Consider the following 15,361-nt stretch of genomic DNA (forward strand, 5'->3'; position numbering starts at 1 on the left):
TGATAGCTCATATTCAAACATTTTTGAACGCAGACGAACCGTTCTTCACAAAACAGGTCCTACAGAAAAATATTCCAACAGATATTTCAATATAAATCTAATTTTAAAAATAATAGAGGTATCAGAAAACATTATATTGTCAGGGTAAAAACAAATTTAAAATTGTCCATTTTTATTTTGACAATATAATTAATTTGTCTATATAATAATGAAATACTAAAGGAGGCAACATTTCAAATGTCACAGATAACGAAAAAGCAAATTGTTGAAAGTGTTCCCCAAAAAGGGTTCTTCGGGCATCCAAAAGGCCTTTTCACTTTGTTTTTCACAGAATTTTGGGAACGTTTTTCCTATTATGGAATGAGGGCAATCCTCCTCTTCTACATGTACTATGAAGTTACCAAAGGCGGACTCGGCATTAGTGAGACTACAGCACTTTCCATCATGTCCATATATGGTGCACTCGTCTATATGTCCGGCATAATCGGAGGATGGCTTGCAGACCGTCTGTTCGGAACGTCAAAAGCCGTGTTCTACGGCGGAATTCTGATCATGTTTGGCCATATTGTCCTTGCAATGCCAGGAGGAGCGACAGCGCTCTTCATCTCAATGGGATTGATTGTTCTTGGGACAGGTCTATTGAAACCGAACGTTTCCAGCGTTGTCGGAGATTTGTATGATATAAACGATAATCGCCGTGATTCCGGCTTCAGTATCTTCTATATGGGAATTAACATGGGTGGATTCCTCTCTCCTTTGATTGTAGGGGAGATCGGATTGAAATATAACTTCCATCTTGGATTCAGCATCGCTGCAATCGGGATGTTCTTCGGACTTGTCATGTTCATGTTGACGAAAAAGAAAAACTTGGGTCTTGCCGGTACGCAAGTCCCGAATCCATTGAAGCCTGAAGAACGCAAACGCTTCATGTTGACTACTTTGGGGGCTGTAGTTGTCTTAGTCATCCTTATGGTCATTTCCATTCCTAGAGGATGGCTCACATTTGACTCCTTCATCGGGCTTGTAGGGATCCTTGGATTCTTAATTCCTTTCTGTTATTTCATCGTCATGTATCGAAGCAAAAAGACGAATTCGGATGAAAAATCAAGAATACTTGCATACATTCCATTATTTTTGGCTTCTGTCATGTTTTGGTCGATTGCAGAACAAGGTTCAACGATTTTGGCGCTCTATGCAGACAAGCGAACGAACTTAGATGTTTTCGGCTTCCATATTTCGCCTGCATGGTTCCAATCGTTTAATCCATTGTTCATCATCGTGCTAGCACCGGTCTTTGCCTGGTTGTGGATTAAAATGGGGAATCGCCAACCGACGATACCACAAAAATTCTCGTTCGGTATTCTCTTTGCAGGACTTTCGTTCATTGTCATTCTGTTGCCGGCCTATTTCGGTGGAGCGGATACGCTTGTGAATCCACTTTGGCTTGTACTAAGCATCTTCATTGCAGTATTAGGCGAACTTTGCCTTTCACCGGTTGGATTATCCGCAACGACAAAACTTGCGCCGGCGGCCTTCTCCGCGCAGACGATGAGCCTATGGTTCCTATCGAACGCAGCGGCACAAGCATTGAATGCACAGCTAGTGAAGTTTTACTCCGCTGAAACAGAAATGATGTATTTTGGGATCATTGGCGGTGTGGCGATCGTGTTAAGTCTAATTCTATTCGCCATCTCTCCAGTTATTTCTAAGTTTATGAAGGGTGTCCATTAATTAAATAACATCTTAAGTAGCAATGCCGTCACTGGCATTGCTTTTTTTATTTTCAATAGATTGTTCTCCTCAGAAAATCAAAATGATATGATAGAATTGAAAGTTAATTCTGTTACGGAAAAGGGGATTGATTATGATTTTGGGACTGGCATTCATCTTGGCTTTGGTTTTGTTTCTACCCTTTACAATCCCGTTCGTCGAGCGCAATTTGGAAGTGTTCCTTTTCGTCATGGGAATCGCAGCGGTCGTAGTCAGCGGAGTGTTGAATAAGGAATTGGTGTTGAAAGCACTGGAAGATCCAATACATATTACGATTGCCGTCATAGTGGCTGGCCTCATTTTCAAATGGTTGCAGAAGCCTTTTGAAAAAATGATCAAAGGAGTTAGCCGGATATTGCCTTTCAGACTATTTTTAGCGCTGATCATCATAATCCTCGGAATCGTTTCAAGTATCATCACGGCAATCATTGCAGCTCTTGTTTTAGTTGCGATTGTTAGTGTTTTGGAACTGGACCGCAAATCGGAAGTCCGTTTTGTCATACTCGCCTGCTATTCGATTGGGATGGGGGCTGTATTGACTCCGATCGGCGAACCGCTATCCACGATCGCAATTAGTAAGTTGGATGAAAATTTCTTTTATCTTTTAAGACTTATTGGCCCTGATGTCATTCCTGGATTGATTGCTTTTGGCTTATTGGCAATTGTTTTAATCCGCCCAGTCAAAAGGTCCGGGGGCTTGAAGGCGAACCAGGGGAAAGAATCGTTGTTGGATATCCTGATCAGAGGCTTCAAAGTTTATCTATTCGTCATGGCGTTGACATTATTGGGAGCAGGTTTTGAACCGTTCATAAAAAGATTCCTGCTGGACTTGAACCCCTATATCCTGTACTGGATTAATATGATTTCTGCTGTACTCGATAACGCAACGCTTGCAGCAGCAGAAATTAGCAGTGAAATGGACGAACCTACAATTAAGGCAATTCTACTAGGTCTACTCATCAGTGGCGGGATGCTAATCCCCGGAAATATCCCGAATATTATCGCTGCTGGAAAATTGAATATTAAAAGTGTTGAATGGGCAAGATTCGGAGTGCCTATCGGTTTGATTGCAATGGTCATCTATTTTATTGTCATTGTTATCTTCGGATAAAAAACGGTCAGTCACTGGATAATCCAATGGCTGACCGTTTTTTATTTTTTGCTCGTTAGACGTCCCAGCAGGAATGCCCCGGCAGCTAAGCCGATCATTGTATTTGTTTTCTTTGTAAACACCTGTTTTACGACTAAGTTCATATTTTGAGGCCTCTCAGCAAGGCGGCGCATGAAATATCCGTACCAATCTTGGCCAAACGGAACGTATGTACAGAAGTTATACCCTTCTTTAGCCAATTCCAATTGCATGTCCTTCCGGAAACCATATAACATTTGAAATTCAAACTTTTCGTTCGGGATATTGTTGTCTTTAACGAATTGCTTCACATGGTTAATGACATTATGGTCATGTGTCGCAATGGATGTGAATTTACCGTTCAGTAAATGCCATTCGATTAATTCAATATAATTCTTATCGATTTCCTGCTTGTCTTGGTATGCGACTTCCGCGGGTTCTTTATAGGCTCCTTTGACGATTCTGAGCCGGTAGTCTTTATGCTTGTGCAAGTCTTCCTCAGCGCGGAAAAAGTAAGCTTGGATGACCGTTCCGATATTGTCGTATTTTGTTGAAAGTTCGTCCAAAAGATTGAAGGATGGCTGGAGTCGAGCATGATCTTCCATGTCGAAATTGACAAAGATCCCGTATTTATTTGCCGCAGCAACGATCTCTTCAATATTTCCCTTACAGAAATCATAGTCGATGTCGAGCCCAAGTTGGGAAGGCTTCAGCGAGATATGCGCATCCACTTCATTTTCATGGATAGCTTCAATGACTGCTAGAATTTGTTGTTTTGCAGCAACCGCTTCCTCCTTCTCGAAGACGAATTCGCCTAGATTGTCGACAGTACAAGAGATGCCATGTTTGTTCAATTCCTTGATGCTTTCAATCGTTTCAGCAATGTTTGTTCCCGCTACGACGTTCTGCGCGCCCATTTTCAAACCATATTTTTTCGCAGCAGTATTCAGAAACTGGTTTTGGGATAGGCCCATAAAGAAATCTTTTAACATTTCCATTACTCCTCATTAATAATTTACTTTTCACCAAGCATTATATCATAGCAACCACTTTTCACCATCATATTTTGCAATTTGAGTTTATAATTATAGTATACTCGCAGTTGTTTATAACTTGAACAGTCCGACAATCATTTGAAGCTCTTGAACATTTAATTCGTCCGCAACAGATAAATACATCAAATAGTTAATCCACTCTCGAGTAACCTCCAAATTCCTTCTCAAGAAAGGATCCGAGTGAAAAGATCGCATCCTCATTGCCGTTTTTGCTGATGATTTGCATACCGATGGGCATGCCATCATGATCCTTTCCCATTGGGACAGTCAGGGAAGGAAGCCCCCATGTGTTCGCGTACGCGGCAAACGGCATGTATTTCTCGAATGTCTTTCTGATTGAGAAAATCTCTTTATAAACAACTCCATGAGGCGGAGCGGCGATATGATAGACCGGCATGATTATCAACCGTTTTTCTAAATACTTGTCCAAAAATTCATCCCCTTGCTCGAGCAAGCTCCCTATTTCATCTATTCGGTTACGCGATGGTTTGAACAGGGAAGCGCCAATCAACGCCCATGATAGATATCGGTGAATATCGGAAGTTCCGCTAATCCTTTCTCTTACATAAGCTGTAAGCGGGCTTCCCTTTCCATTCTGGAATGCTGTCTTTCTCGTCGACTCTCCACCGTCTATTGACATGATTTCCTGCCAAAGAAGTGCTGATTCTTTGAGGTATGGCAATGGTTCCCTTTCTGTCGTATACGTATTTTTACAGGACAGGTATACGTTGTTCAATAACTTTACTGTTTCATTGGAAATCGGCAGTTCGGTCGTTCGGTATACGTTTATCGAAAAGTCTGCGATGTCCCGTTCTTCAATAGAGTGTTCCGCAATGATCGAATAGATGAGTTTTGCATCCCTTACTGTTTTGACGATCGGTCCAATTCCAAGCATCCTTTGCTGCCATGGGTCTTCTACAAATGGGAAGCTGCCGACTTGTGATACTTGCCCTTTCCCGGATTTGAATCCTATGACTCCATTAAAATGGCTAGGAAACCGGATGGACCCGCCTATATCGGATCCGAGCCCGGCCGCCGCTGCACCTAGCGCTATTGCTGCCCCTTCCCCACCACTGGATCCGCCCGCTGTCCGCTCCGTATTCCATGGATTATTTGTCCTGCCATACAATTTGTTATCCGTCTCTTGGCAAAAACATAATTCAGGAGTATTTGTCTTGCCGATGATGATTGCCCCTTCGGCTTTCAACTTACTGACAACAACGGAATCTTCTTTCTGCACCGACCCTCTTCTTCCGAGCAGACCACCCGTCGTTTGCAATCCAGCGACGTCAAATGACTCTTTCATGCTCATGGGAACACCAAACAAAGCCCCTGTTGCTTTTCCACTCGATACTTGAGCATCCGCCCGTACTGCTTGCTCCATTGCTGCGTCGAAGCGTTCTTCCGCAAGAAAATTCACAGAAGGATTTTTATCTTTGATTCGATCAATGAATATGGTAGTGACATCGGAAACAGATATCTCCCTATTCAAAACCATTTCACTGATTTTCATAGCATCCGCACTCAAAATCGATTCAACTTTCCCCATTACATCCCCACCCTCCCGAGCTTACCCACTATTCTTTCTATTCATTATAAAGAGAAACCCATTTTTAAACAAATGAATAAAGCCTCCTCCCATATTGGAAAGAAGCTTTACGGAATTACATAAGATTTACCAAGATGACAATGAGTATGACAAGGAACGAGACACCTAGCGCTGCCCATTGACCTGAATCGGGTTTGTCTGGTCTGCTATCCCATTTCTGCATAACATCCCCTCCTTTTATTGTCAGCTATATATATATTTCCCAACTTCAGGAATCCCTAAACTGACAAGCCAAAAACCAGATAATCCATTAGTACTCGTTTCGACTCATAAAAATTTCTATTCTCATAAAGAAAACGCTTACAAAGTTATCCGAATAATTCATTTCGATGAATTCATTTAAATTCATTGTCAATTATGAACATTCTTATGTTCATCTTCCATGTTTCATGTTACTATAATAAAATATTCATATATAATACCGGAGGGAAAGAGCATATGACGAAAATGGCTAAGAGTGAAACGAATACCGTACAAGTGGAAGATATCCTAATCGCCAATCAACTGCTCAAGGATGTTGTGAATCATACACCTTTGCAAAAAAACGAAAGGCTATCTGAGAAATATGGATGCAATGTCTATATTAAGCGTGAAGATTTACAATATGTCCGTTCTTTCAAGTTACGCGGCGCTTATTATAAAATCAAAAGAATTGAAACAGACGCTCGGGAAAAGGGCATTGTTTGTGTAAGTGCTGGAAATCATGCGCAAGGCGTCGCCTATGCATGTGCGCACCTGCAGATTAGCGGCAAAATCTTCATGCCGCAAACAACGCCTAAACAGAAAGTCAACCAAGTGAAAATGTTCGGAAAGGAATTTGTTGAGATTATCCTAGTCGGCGATACGTTTGATGACTCGTCCGTTCATGCAGTAAATTGCGCGGAACAGGAAGATCGGATTTTCATTCATCCTTTTGATGATAAAGATATCATCGCTGGTCAAGGGACGGTCGCTGTCGAAGTGATGAATGATATCGAAGAGCCGATCGATTATGTATTTGCAAGCATCGGCGGCGGTGGTCTCATGGCAGGGATCAGCACATATATTAAGAATCTCTCCCCTATGACGAAGATGATCGGTGTTGAACCGGAGGGAGCAAGCAGTATGAATGCTGCCATTCAAAACGGCGCAATCATAGCTTTGGATACTATCGATAAATTCGTCGACGGCGCTGCGGTCAAATGTGTCGGTGCACAAACGTATGAAATTTGCCGGAAGTATGTGGATGAAATTTTGAGCGTTCCAGAAGGGAAAGTCTGCACATCTATTTTAAATCTATATAATGAACATGCCATCATCGCTGAACCTGCAGGCGCTTTGCCAATAGCTGCACTGGATTTCTATAAAGAAGAGATCAAAGGTAAATCTGTCGTTTGTGTCATTAGTGGCGGGAATAACGATATCGGCAGAATGCAGGAAATCAAGGAAAAATCCCTATTGCATGAAGGTCTGCTCTATTATTTCATCATCAATTTCCCTCAGCGTGCAGGAGCATTACGGCAGTTGCTTGACTCCGTGTTAGGACCGGACGATGATATTACAACGTTTGAATATACAAAGAAGCATAACAAGGAAAATGGACCCGGGCTTGTCGGCATTGAATTAAAACGAAAAGAAGATTATCCCGGTCTCTTGCTTCGAATGGAACAGAACGGATTTCCATTTACAGAAGTGAATAAAGATAGTACGTTATTTGAACTTCTTATCTAACAAAAAAACCGCAAAACGGCGATGCGAGCCGTTTTGCGGTTTTCATTTAGTTGTCGTAGCAATGATTGTCGCTATCCGATCAATTGCTGGTAATGCAGTTGTTTTCTGGCCTTGAGTGAGAATGCTGAAGATCAACGTTTCCCCATCTTTTGTTGTAGCATAGCCCGCCAAAGAATTAACATGGTTCAAGCTACCCGTCTTGGCTACTACTTTCCCTTTTACAGCTGAGCCTGTTAATCTGTTTTTCAACGTTCCGCCAACGAAGCGGTCATTTATTCCTGACACCGGCAATCCTTGAACGAAACTGCCGTACCAAGGTGCTTGCCGCGCAGCAAACAGCAATTCAGTCATTTGTGCTGATGTCGCTTTATTCTTATGGGACATGCCTGACGCGTCCTCAAAATTCCATTCAGTTGAACGTAACCCTACGGATTGTGCAAATTCATCCATGACCTTCAGACCTGCATTCCAGCTTCCTTCCCCATAAACCTGTTTCCCCATCGTCTTCGCCAATATTTCGGCATGTGTATTATTACTTAATTTCATAAATGGTTTCATTAAACTCTTCAAAGGCATCGACTGCCTGGAAGTGATTACAGTTGCGTTTTGAGGAACCACCCGTCTTACCACTTTTGATGATTTAGTAAACTTGATCCCTTTTGCAGAGAGCGACTTTTTAAATACGTCCATCGTATATGCCGTCGGGTTGGAGACGGACACCCATTCTTTCTTCCCCACACTTCCAATAGGCACATTTCCCGCGATGACAATCGTATTCGTCCCATGCTGGCGCTTTATGGACAAAGTGTTTTTAGAACCTTTCGGAACTGTGTTGCTTTTATTGATGACGGTGACGATGCCTGTATCTGGCGTCATTGTCACTTTGGCTTTATACCCTTTTTTCGTAGGGCTGGCATTCACAATTACAGTGCCTGCATCATAATCGGAATTCGGAGATAAAGTCAATCCGGAAATTTGCGCGGCATAGTAAAACGTTTCATCACTTTTATCAATTCCGGGAGAGAGCCGTACAGAGTCAAACCAGCTGTCATCTCCAATAAGGTCCCCTGTAATTGTCTTAACCCCTTGCTTTGACAATGTGGCGGCAAATTGATCTAAATCTTTTTTCAGTAGAGTAGGATCCCCTTGCCCCCGCAAATAGAGATTACCATTCAGTACTCCTTTTGCTATTGAACCATCCGTGAGCAGATCTGTCGTGAAACGGTATTCCTCGCCAAGCGTTTCCAATGCAGCAGCAGATGTAAGAAGCTTTAATGTGGAAGCAGGAGTCACTTTGCCGTCAGCATTAGCTTCGTAAATTACTTCACCCGTCGAAGCCTTGCGGACTGTCACGCTACTGACGACAGATTTTTTTGAGACATCTGCTAGAATCGCATTAATACTTTTTTCCAGTTTTTCGTATTGACTTGAAGCTTGTACATTTGGTTGACCTGGAGTTACCGTGAACATAGCAGCGAACGACATGACTACCGCCATAATGAGCATGGCTGTTCTTTTCAGAATCAAATCTTTCCCCCTCTTTCTCGATGTTCATTCCATTCTACCATTTTTATCAAGTGGAATAAATAGACTTTAAGATAAATTGAGTCAAATTAATAAATTATCATTTATCAAATAATGTAGTATTTTCGATATGTATATAGTAATAGTGACAAAAAAAGGCATCCATTTTACATGAATGCCTCTTCCTCTTTTTTATAATCCTACTGAAATATATTTAATCTCAATATATTCATCCAAGCCATGATGGCCACCTTCGCGACCGAGGCCGCTTTGCTTGAACCCTCCGAATGGTGCCTGGGGGGTTGATGGCAGTCCATCGTTCAAACCGACAATTCCATATTCCAATTTTTCACTCATCCGAATGCCCCTTGAAAGATTCTCCGTAAATACATAAGCAGCCAAACCATAAATCGAATCATTCGCCCTTCTTAGGACTTCTTCTTCTGATGAAAAAGTTGTTATGGGAGCGACAGGTCCAAACGTCTCTTCCTTCATGCAAACCATATCATCATTCACATTAAGTAAAATGGTCGGTTCGTAAAAGAGAGCTTCCTTCCTTGAGCCGCCGACAGCTATTTTTGCACCTTTTGAAAGCGCGTCATCAACGTGTAATTGTACTTTACCGATTGCTTCTTCATCAATAAGCGGACCGATGGCAACCCCTTCATCTAATCCGTTTCCGACTTTCAATTGTTCCACCCGCTCAACCAACTTCTGTGAAAATTCTTCTGCAATCATTTCGTGAACGTAGATGCGGTTCACACATACGTGTTTGGCCAGCGTTCCTGAACTTAGCTGCAACGACTCCTTCAACCGCTTTATTGATATCGCAGTCTTCCATGACGATCGCTGGAGCATGGCCTCCAAGTTCAAGAGAAATTTTCTTCACCGTTTCTGCAGCTCCCCGCATGAGCAATTTCCCCACCTCAGTTGAGCCGGTGAATGTCAATTTACGGACACGAGTATCTTGAAGCCAAGCATCGCCGATTGCACTAGCCTCCCCTGTGACGACGTTAATGACACCAGCAGGAATGCCTGCTTCCAATGCCAGCTGTGCCAATCGGATTGCCGTTATCGGCGTCTGCTCGGCTGGTTTGATGACAACTGTACATCCCGCGGCAAGTGCCGGACCTACTTTTCTTGTAATCATCGCCGCCGGGAAATTCCAAGGCGTGATGACAGCTGTTACACCTACAGGCTGTTTAGAGATGAATATCCGTTTTCCTGTATGACTTGAAGGGATCATTTCCCCGTAAATGCGCTTTGCTTCCTCCGCATACCAAGAAATGAATCCGTTCGCGTATTTTATTTCACCCTTTGCCTCTGATAAAGGTTTCCCTTGCTCCTTAGTCATCGTATGAGCAAGGTCTTCCAGATGCACATTAATCAACTCATGCCATTTCACCAATAATGAACTCCGATCATAAGCGGAAAGACCGGACCATTTTTGAAATGCATCATATGCGGCCTCGACAGCCATAACTGCTTCTTGTGCACCTCCATCGGGCACTGTAGCTATCAACTCTCCTGTCGCGGGATTCATGACTTGAATAGTAGAAAGACCTTCTCCAATTTCCTCTCCATTAATAAGCATCGAAAATGTTTGCATCCAACTGCCCCCTCCATTTGCCGATCAGCTTGGCTGATGTCCATTTACCTCTATCGTATCAGCAAATCCTTTAATGAAGAAGCCATCAGTCTCCGACCATTCACAATAGAGAATATCTTCAACATGATCATATCCTATTGCACTGATACCTTCGTGCAGCCATTCTTTGGATTTTCCGATTGCATGCAGTACTTCCGATTTCACTTCACCTTCATCGATTAACAATACACTAGGTTCTTCTTCCTTCTTTTCAATGTCCAAATCCTCCGCGACGACAGTTTTATATTTAGCAAATGAATTGATCGAAATTTGGCCACCCGGTTCGATATACATATCACGGACTTCCCTTAATGAAAAAATCCCTTGTTGACGGAGCATCGTTCGGACCTGCTCCATTTCCAATTGATTTTTCTTAAATGCTCTTTGATTGATTTTTCCATTGGCAATCAATTGATCTGGCTCCCCTTTTAATAGAATGCGCAAAGGATTGACTTTAGCCACAAGCGTTTCGATAGCGAATATCGCTGTTGCCCACACTGCCATAGAAAAAAGGAACATCCATATAGAGGTTTTATTGTCATATAAGGTTTCTTCGAGGATTCCACCGAACATTATCAAATAAATGATATCGTACGGAGTCATCTCGGCCAAATGCTTCTTCCCTAACAGTCGAATGACGACCATGAAAGTAATCAACCCTACAACAAGTTTCATTCCATTTATTAGATAGTCCATAGCTTTCCCTCCTATACTCCTATTAGTTACCCGATTAGCCTATCTCTAAATCTATAACAACGCTGTCAATTCCTTCATGTTTGAAAATGATAGGTTGGGGTATTTTCTAGAATAGCAATTCGCTAGAACAAAATTCTTTTCAGGAGGCGTTTTTAAATGGTACAACGACACGTAGTAGGTTATTATGACAACGAATCAGAAGCTGTTGCTGCAATTGAAGAGTTGAAACGACAAGGGTACACTTCAAATGATATTTCCATCCTTAGTAAGGACAGAGATCATGTAGATTACATTGAGGAACAAACAGGAACGCATGCTGCAGATGGTGCAGCGACAGGCGCCGCAACTGGCGGCTTGCTTGGCGGACTAGGCGGAGTTTTGGCAGGTATCGGAGCACTTGCAATTCCTGGTATCGGCCCGATCATCGCAGCGGGGCCGATTGTAGCAGGAATTACCGGTGCTGCAGCAGGAGCTGGAGTCGGCGGACTTGCCGGCGCATTGATCGGGATGGGCATTCCGGAAGAGGAAGCGCATCGCTATAATGATTATTTCAATGAAGGAAAGATTTTAGTGCTAGTGGATGGTGAGTATAGAGATACACGCTTGGACTATCCAGATCGTCCCCTCATTTAAAACGTAGAAAAGGCTGCTCCCTAGTAATGGGAGCAGCCTTTTCTACGTTTTAATAATATGGAGAGATCAGGATATATACGAGAACACCGGTAAAGCTTACATACAACCAGATCGGCATTGTCCATCGAACGATTTTACGATGGCGCTCATACTCCCTGTTCCAAGCTCTTGCAACACTAGTCAATGCAAGCGGTACGATTGCCGCTGCAAGTAGTATGTGGGTGATCAGTACAAAATAATAGATCCCTGCCAAGATGCCGCTACCTCCATATGGAGTGGATGGCGCTAAATAATGAAAAGCGACATATGTGACGAGGAATAAAGCAGTCGTACAAAATGCGGCATAGATGAATTTACGATGGACACCGACATTTCTTTTCTTAATGGCAATAAGCGCTCCTACTAGGAATAAGAATGTGAAGCTATTCAAAATGGCATTCATCAGCGGAAGGATGGTGACATCAAACGCATCGAAATCCTCCACACCTTGCTTGCCTGATAAAAGGCCAATTACGCCGATTAAAACAATTGATAAAATGATGATGGCCGGCCGATAATTTCTTTTTTTGAACGGCTTATCTTCTGTGGAATGAATCATTCGAACATCTCCTTAATCACTACATTTCTATCCGTAGTGTACCATATTTACCGCACTAGTATCCCCACTTCACATTGTTGTCAAAATATGAAAAAACAGCCGGGGATAATTTCCCGACTGCAGTCTGAAACCGGCTGTTCACTTGGACAATGTACGATATAAAAAAGCTTTTGTTCTTTCCATTTGAGGATTGTTTAATAGGTCGACTGGACTTCCAGATTCAACAATTTCCCCTTTGTCCATGAAAATCGCTTTGTTAGCGACTTCCTTTGCAAACTCCATTTCGTGAGTGACAACAACCATTGTCATATCCTCTTGAGCAAGGTCCTTCATGACACGAAGCACTTCCCCCGTCAATTCCGGATCAAGAGCTGATGTTGGTTCATCGAAGAGGAGAACTTCAGGCTTTCTCATTAAGGCTCGGGCAATGGCCACCCTCTGTTTCTGACCTCCCGAAAGCTTGGACGGCAATACATCAGCCTTATCTGACAGTCCGACTTTCGACAACAACTCCATGCTCAATTCACGGGTTTGTTCCGCGCTTCCCTTTTTCAATAGCTTTGGTGCCAGTTCAAGATTCTCCACGACAGTTAAGTGCGGAAATAGATTGAAATGCTGAAACACCATTCCCATTTCGGATGTAATCTCTTTCAATTGCTGAGGTTTTGAATAAATGCCATCCTTAACAATATAGTTTCCATTAACTGAAATACTGCCCCCATCCAACTCCTCTAAATGGACAAGACTTCTGAGCATCGTGCTTTTCCCCGATCCGGATGGACCGATGACAGCGATGACATCATTTTTATTCACTTCAAAACTAATCTGCTTAAGCACTTCAAGCGGACCGAATGATTTTTTTATATTTTCCACTTTAAGAATTGGCATTCTTTACACTCCTCTTTTATATCCCGATACTGTCATATGGATACGTTGAAAAATTAATCAAACCGCAATCGTCTCTCCAACCATTTGAAGAACAGAGTCAAAAACAATGTAATTATTAAATAGATGACCCCTGCCAGTAAAAATGGTGTTATTGTGAAGTCACGGTTGACTGCTGTTTGTGCAAAATGCAACAGTTCAGGAACCGCTACCGCATAGAGTAAAGCCGTATCCTTCACTAGAGTGACTGACTCATTCGCCACTGCGGGCAACGCAATGCGGAACATTTGAGGGAATACAATTTTTCGCATTGTCTGCCATCTATTCAATCCGAGCACTTTAGCCGCTTCGAACTGACCTTTGTCGATGGCAAGGAGACCGCCGCGGAAAATTTCAGCGAAATAAGCTGCGTAGTTCAAAATGAATCCTAAGCACGCTGCGGTAAACCGGTCAAGAACTAGATATTCCCCGACGACCGGAATAAGCGGCAAACCGAATACAATGAACAGGAGCTGCAGCAAGAGCGGCGTTCCCCGCATCAAATAGATATATGCATTTGCTAAATAAGCTAACGGTTTGATGGAGCTTCTGACAATCAAAGTCAGCAGGAAACCAAGCGGAATCGAGACGATGATGGCTATTAGGAATAATAGGACTGTCGCTCGGGCTCCTTCGAGCATAGGTATTAAAATGGAAACAAAATAGTCGATAGACATACGTAATGACTCCTTCTAAAAAGCAAAACAGGTTTTCTTATCGAAAACCCGGCATGCTTGATTCATTATTTAAGTACTTTATCTTCCCCGAACCATTTCGTGGAGATTTCAGCTGCACTGCCGTCTTCATTCATTTTATCAAGAGCGTTTTGAAGCTTCTCAAGCAATTCTTCATTGCCTTTTTTCACACCTACACCATATTCCTCAGGCGCCAGGGACTCGTCCAACACTTTGAACGCACCTTCTTGCTTGGACATGTAATAATCAATGACCACTTCGTCAATGATGACTGCATCAACACGGCCGGATTTCAAGTCGGATAGTGCTAGAACATTGTCTGCATATTCGGAGACAGACTTGATTTCAGAACGGATCGGATTGGCGTTCAAAGCGTCCGCTGCCGAGGATAATCCTTGCAGACCTACTTTTTTACCGGATAGATCTTTTAGTGCTGCAATATCTGAATTTGCTAACGTTGCTACAACTTGCGCGTTTTTCAAATAAGGTTTTGTAAAAAGAACTTTTCCTTTTCGTTCATCCGTGATTGTATACCCATTCCAGATCAAATCAATTCGTCCACTGCTTAATTCAGTTTCTTTTGTTTTCCAATCAATCGGTTGGAATTTCACTTCCATACCCATATGCTCTGCTGCCGCCTCAGCATATTCGATATCGAAACCAGTGAGATTATTGTTTTCATCCCGGAAACCCATTGGAGCGAACTTATCGTCTACACCGATGACAAGAACATCTTTTCCGCCTGACTTTCCAGTTGTTTTGGAATTACCGCAACCTGTTACCACGAGCAATGCTACTATTGATAGGATGAATAGCGTCATATATTTTTTCAATGATCTCTCTCCTTTTTATATTCTCGCTTTAACACTTTAGTCTGTTAACGTATTGCTACTATATCATGCTTTACCTATAAAGAGAACCCCTTAAACGAATTGCGGAATTTTCTTTCAATGGACCCATGCTTAGTATACGGAAGAGCTAAGTTTTGATTCTGTTTAAATAGGTAATTGAACAGTAATAGAGCAAATTGAAAAACACGAATCATCCATTAAAGGAGGAGATTGAAATGGATAAAGACCTCATGGGCGAAAAATTTCAAAGTGAAGATAACAAGAAGGATTTTAAAAATGAATTTGTGGAAAGCAGCAAGAACAATATATCCATGCAAAAACAGCAGGCCTATGCGAGACAAACAGCAAGAAACGAGTCGGATAGCGAACCGAATGGAATGGATCTGGAAACCATTTTTGAAAAAGGGCTATCTTTCCAGGAAAGTCCCGAGGAATATTTTTCACAACGGATGAATCATTTTGAGAAAGAGCCAAACAGCATCAACCGAAAAGATAGATGAACAGAAACAAAAACGCTGC

At 42.4% G+C, this 15,361-nt stretch carries 13 protein-coding genes and 1 pseudogene; 5 read left to right on the plus strand and 9 right to left on the minus strand.

The annotated features are described in order from the left end of the window. The first annotated feature begins 237 nt into the window (after positions 1-237). Together M3193_RS03340 and M3193_RS03345 are read left to right on the plus strand one after the other, a co-directional pair. Positions 238-1,731 (plus strand): peptide MFS transporter, encoded by a 1,494-nt coding sequence (locus M3193_RS03340; RefSeq protein ID WP_251624359.1) that lies wholly within the window; start codon positions 238-240, stop codon positions 1,729-1,731. Positions 1,732-1,864: 133 nt separating this feature from the next. Then, on the plus strand, positions 1,865-2,881 hold the full coding sequence (locus M3193_RS03345) for a DUF1646 family protein (RefSeq protein WP_251624360.1): 1,017 nt from the start codon (positions 1,865-1,867) through the stop codon (positions 2,879-2,881). Positions 2,882-2,922: 41 nt separating this feature from the next. Here M3193_RS03345 and M3193_RS03350 read toward each other — a convergent pair whose 3' ends face one another. Then, positions 2,923-3,891 carry a proline dehydrogenase family protein gene (locus M3193_RS03350; RefSeq protein WP_251624361.1) on the minus strand — a complete coding sequence of 323 codons (969 nt, stop codon included), beginning with the start codon at positions 3,889-3,891 and terminating at the stop codon, positions 2,923-2,925. A 193-nt stretch (positions 3,892-4,084) separates the two neighbouring features. Beyond that, a complete protein-coding gene (locus M3193_RS03355; protein WP_251624362.1) occupies positions 4,085-5,503 on the minus strand; it encodes an amidase in 1,419 nt (472 codons plus the stop codon). 507 nt (positions 5,504-6,010) lie between these two features. Between M3193_RS03355 and ilvA the strand changes: the two genes are divergently transcribed. Next, positions 6,011-7,273 (plus strand): threonine ammonia-lyase IlvA, encoded by a 1,263-nt coding sequence (ilvA, locus tag M3193_RS03360; protein WP_251627203.1) that lies wholly within the window; start codon positions 6,011-6,013, stop codon positions 7,271-7,273. Positions 7,274-7,315: 42 nt separating this feature from the next. Here ilvA and dacB read toward each other — a convergent pair whose 3' ends face one another. From dacB to M3193_RS03375, 3 genes and pseudogenes are all read right to left on the minus strand, one after another. After that, positions 7,316-8,800, minus strand: a complete 1,485-nt coding sequence (dacB, locus tag M3193_RS03365) for a D-alanyl-D-alanine carboxypeptidase/D-alanyl-D-alanine endopeptidase (protein ID WP_251624363.1) — start codon at positions 8,798-8,800, stop codon at positions 7,316-7,318. Between the two features lie 189 nt (positions 8,801-8,989). After that, positions 8,990-10,406: pseudogene (locus tag M3193_RS03370) on the minus strand (NAD-dependent succinate-semialdehyde dehydrogenase). 24 nt (positions 10,407-10,430) lie between these two features. Continuing rightward, positions 10,431-11,141, minus strand: coding sequence for a DUF421 domain-containing protein (locus M3193_RS03375; RefSeq protein ID WP_251624364.1), 711 nt, complete (start codon positions 11,139-11,141; stop codon positions 10,431-10,433). A 156-nt stretch (positions 11,142-11,297) separates the two neighbouring features. Between M3193_RS03375 and M3193_RS03380 the strand changes: the two genes are divergently transcribed. Next, a complete protein-coding gene (locus M3193_RS03380) occupies positions 11,298-11,774 on the plus strand; it encodes a general stress protein (protein ID WP_251624365.1) in 477 nt (158 codons plus the stop codon). A 49-nt stretch (positions 11,775-11,823) separates the two neighbouring features. On the opposite strand, the gene M3193_RS03385 is transcribed toward M3193_RS03380, so the two are convergent. The 4 genes from M3193_RS03385 to M3193_RS03400 all read right to left on the minus strand — a co-directional run bounded on the left by M3193_RS03385 (position 11,824) and on the right by M3193_RS03400 (position 14,812). Further along, positions 11,824-12,372 carry a DUF420 domain-containing protein gene (locus tag M3193_RS03385; RefSeq protein ID WP_251624366.1) on the minus strand — a complete coding sequence of 183 codons (549 nt, stop codon included), beginning with the start codon at positions 12,370-12,372 and terminating at the stop codon, positions 11,824-11,826. 138 nt (positions 12,373-12,510) lie between these two features. Beyond that, a complete protein-coding gene (locus M3193_RS03390) occupies positions 12,511-13,260 on the minus strand; it encodes an amino acid ABC transporter ATP-binding protein (RefSeq protein WP_285851794.1) in 750 nt (249 codons plus the stop codon). Positions 13,261-13,313: 53 nt separating this feature from the next. After that, a complete protein-coding gene (locus M3193_RS03395; RefSeq protein ID WP_251624367.1) occupies positions 13,314-13,973 on the minus strand; it encodes an amino acid ABC transporter permease in 660 nt (219 codons plus the stop codon). A gap of 65 nt (positions 13,974-14,038) precedes the next feature. Further along, positions 14,039-14,812, minus strand: coding sequence for an amino acid ABC transporter substrate-binding protein (locus tag M3193_RS03400; RefSeq protein ID WP_435372030.1), 774 nt, complete (start codon positions 14,810-14,812; stop codon positions 14,039-14,041). Between the two features lie 245 nt (positions 14,813-15,057). Here M3193_RS03400 and M3193_RS03405 point away from each other — a divergent pair, with 245 nt between their 5' ends. Beyond that, positions 15,058-15,342, plus strand: a complete 285-nt coding sequence (locus tag M3193_RS03405; protein ID WP_251624369.1) for a hypothetical protein — start codon at positions 15,058-15,060, stop codon at positions 15,340-15,342. Positions 15,343-15,361 lie beyond the last annotated feature (19 nt).

Source organism: Sporosarcina luteola, from assembly GCF_023715585.1.
Lineage (GTDB): Bacteria > Bacillota > Bacilli > Bacillales_A > Planococcaceae > Sporosarcina > Sporosarcina luteola_D.

Excerpts from the sequence above, each read along its gene's own strand:
- M3193_RS03340 (WP_251624359.1), top strand. The coding sequence starts at position 238 with ATGTCACAGATAACGAAAAAGCAAATTGTTGAAAGTGTTCCCCAAAAA.
- M3193_RS03345 (WP_251624360.1), top strand. The coding sequence starts at position 1,865 with ATGATTTTGGGACTGGCATTCATCTTGGCTTTGGTTTTGTTTCTACCC.
- M3193_RS03350 (WP_251624361.1), bottom strand. The coding sequence starts at position 3,891 with ATGTTAAAAGATTTCTTTATGGGCCTATCCCAAAACCAGTTTCTGAAT.
- M3193_RS03355 (WP_251624362.1), bottom strand. The coding sequence starts at position 5,503 with ATGGGGAAAGTTGAATCGATTTTGAGTGCGGATGCTATGAAAATCAGT.
- ilvA (WP_251627203.1), top strand. The coding sequence starts at position 6,011 with ATGGCTAAGAGTGAAACGAATACCGTACAAGTGGAAGATATCCTAATC.
- M3193_RS03375 (WP_251624364.1), bottom strand. The coding sequence starts at position 11,141 with ATGGACTATCTAATAAATGGAATGAAACTTGTTGTAGGGTTGATTACT.
- M3193_RS03380 (WP_251624365.1), top strand. The coding sequence starts at position 11,298 with ATGGTACAACGACACGTAGTAGGTTATTATGACAACGAATCAGAAGCT.
- M3193_RS03385 (WP_251624366.1), bottom strand. The coding sequence starts at position 12,372 with ATGATTCATTCCACAGAAGATAAGCCGTTCAAAAAAAGAAATTATCGG.
- M3193_RS03390 (WP_285851794.1), bottom strand. The coding sequence starts at position 13,260 with ATGCCAATTCTTAAAGTGGAAAATATAAAAAAATCATTCGGTCCGCTT.
- M3193_RS03395 (WP_251624367.1), bottom strand. The coding sequence starts at position 13,973 with ATGTCTATCGACTATTTTGTTTCCATTTTAATACCTATGCTCGAAGGA.
- M3193_RS03400 (WP_435372030.1), bottom strand. The coding sequence starts at position 14,812 with ATGACGCTATTCATCCTATCAATAGTAGCATTGCTCGTGGTAACAGGT.
- M3193_RS03405 (WP_251624369.1), top strand. The coding sequence starts at position 15,058 with ATGGATAAAGACCTCATGGGCGAAAAATTTCAAAGTGAAGATAACAAG.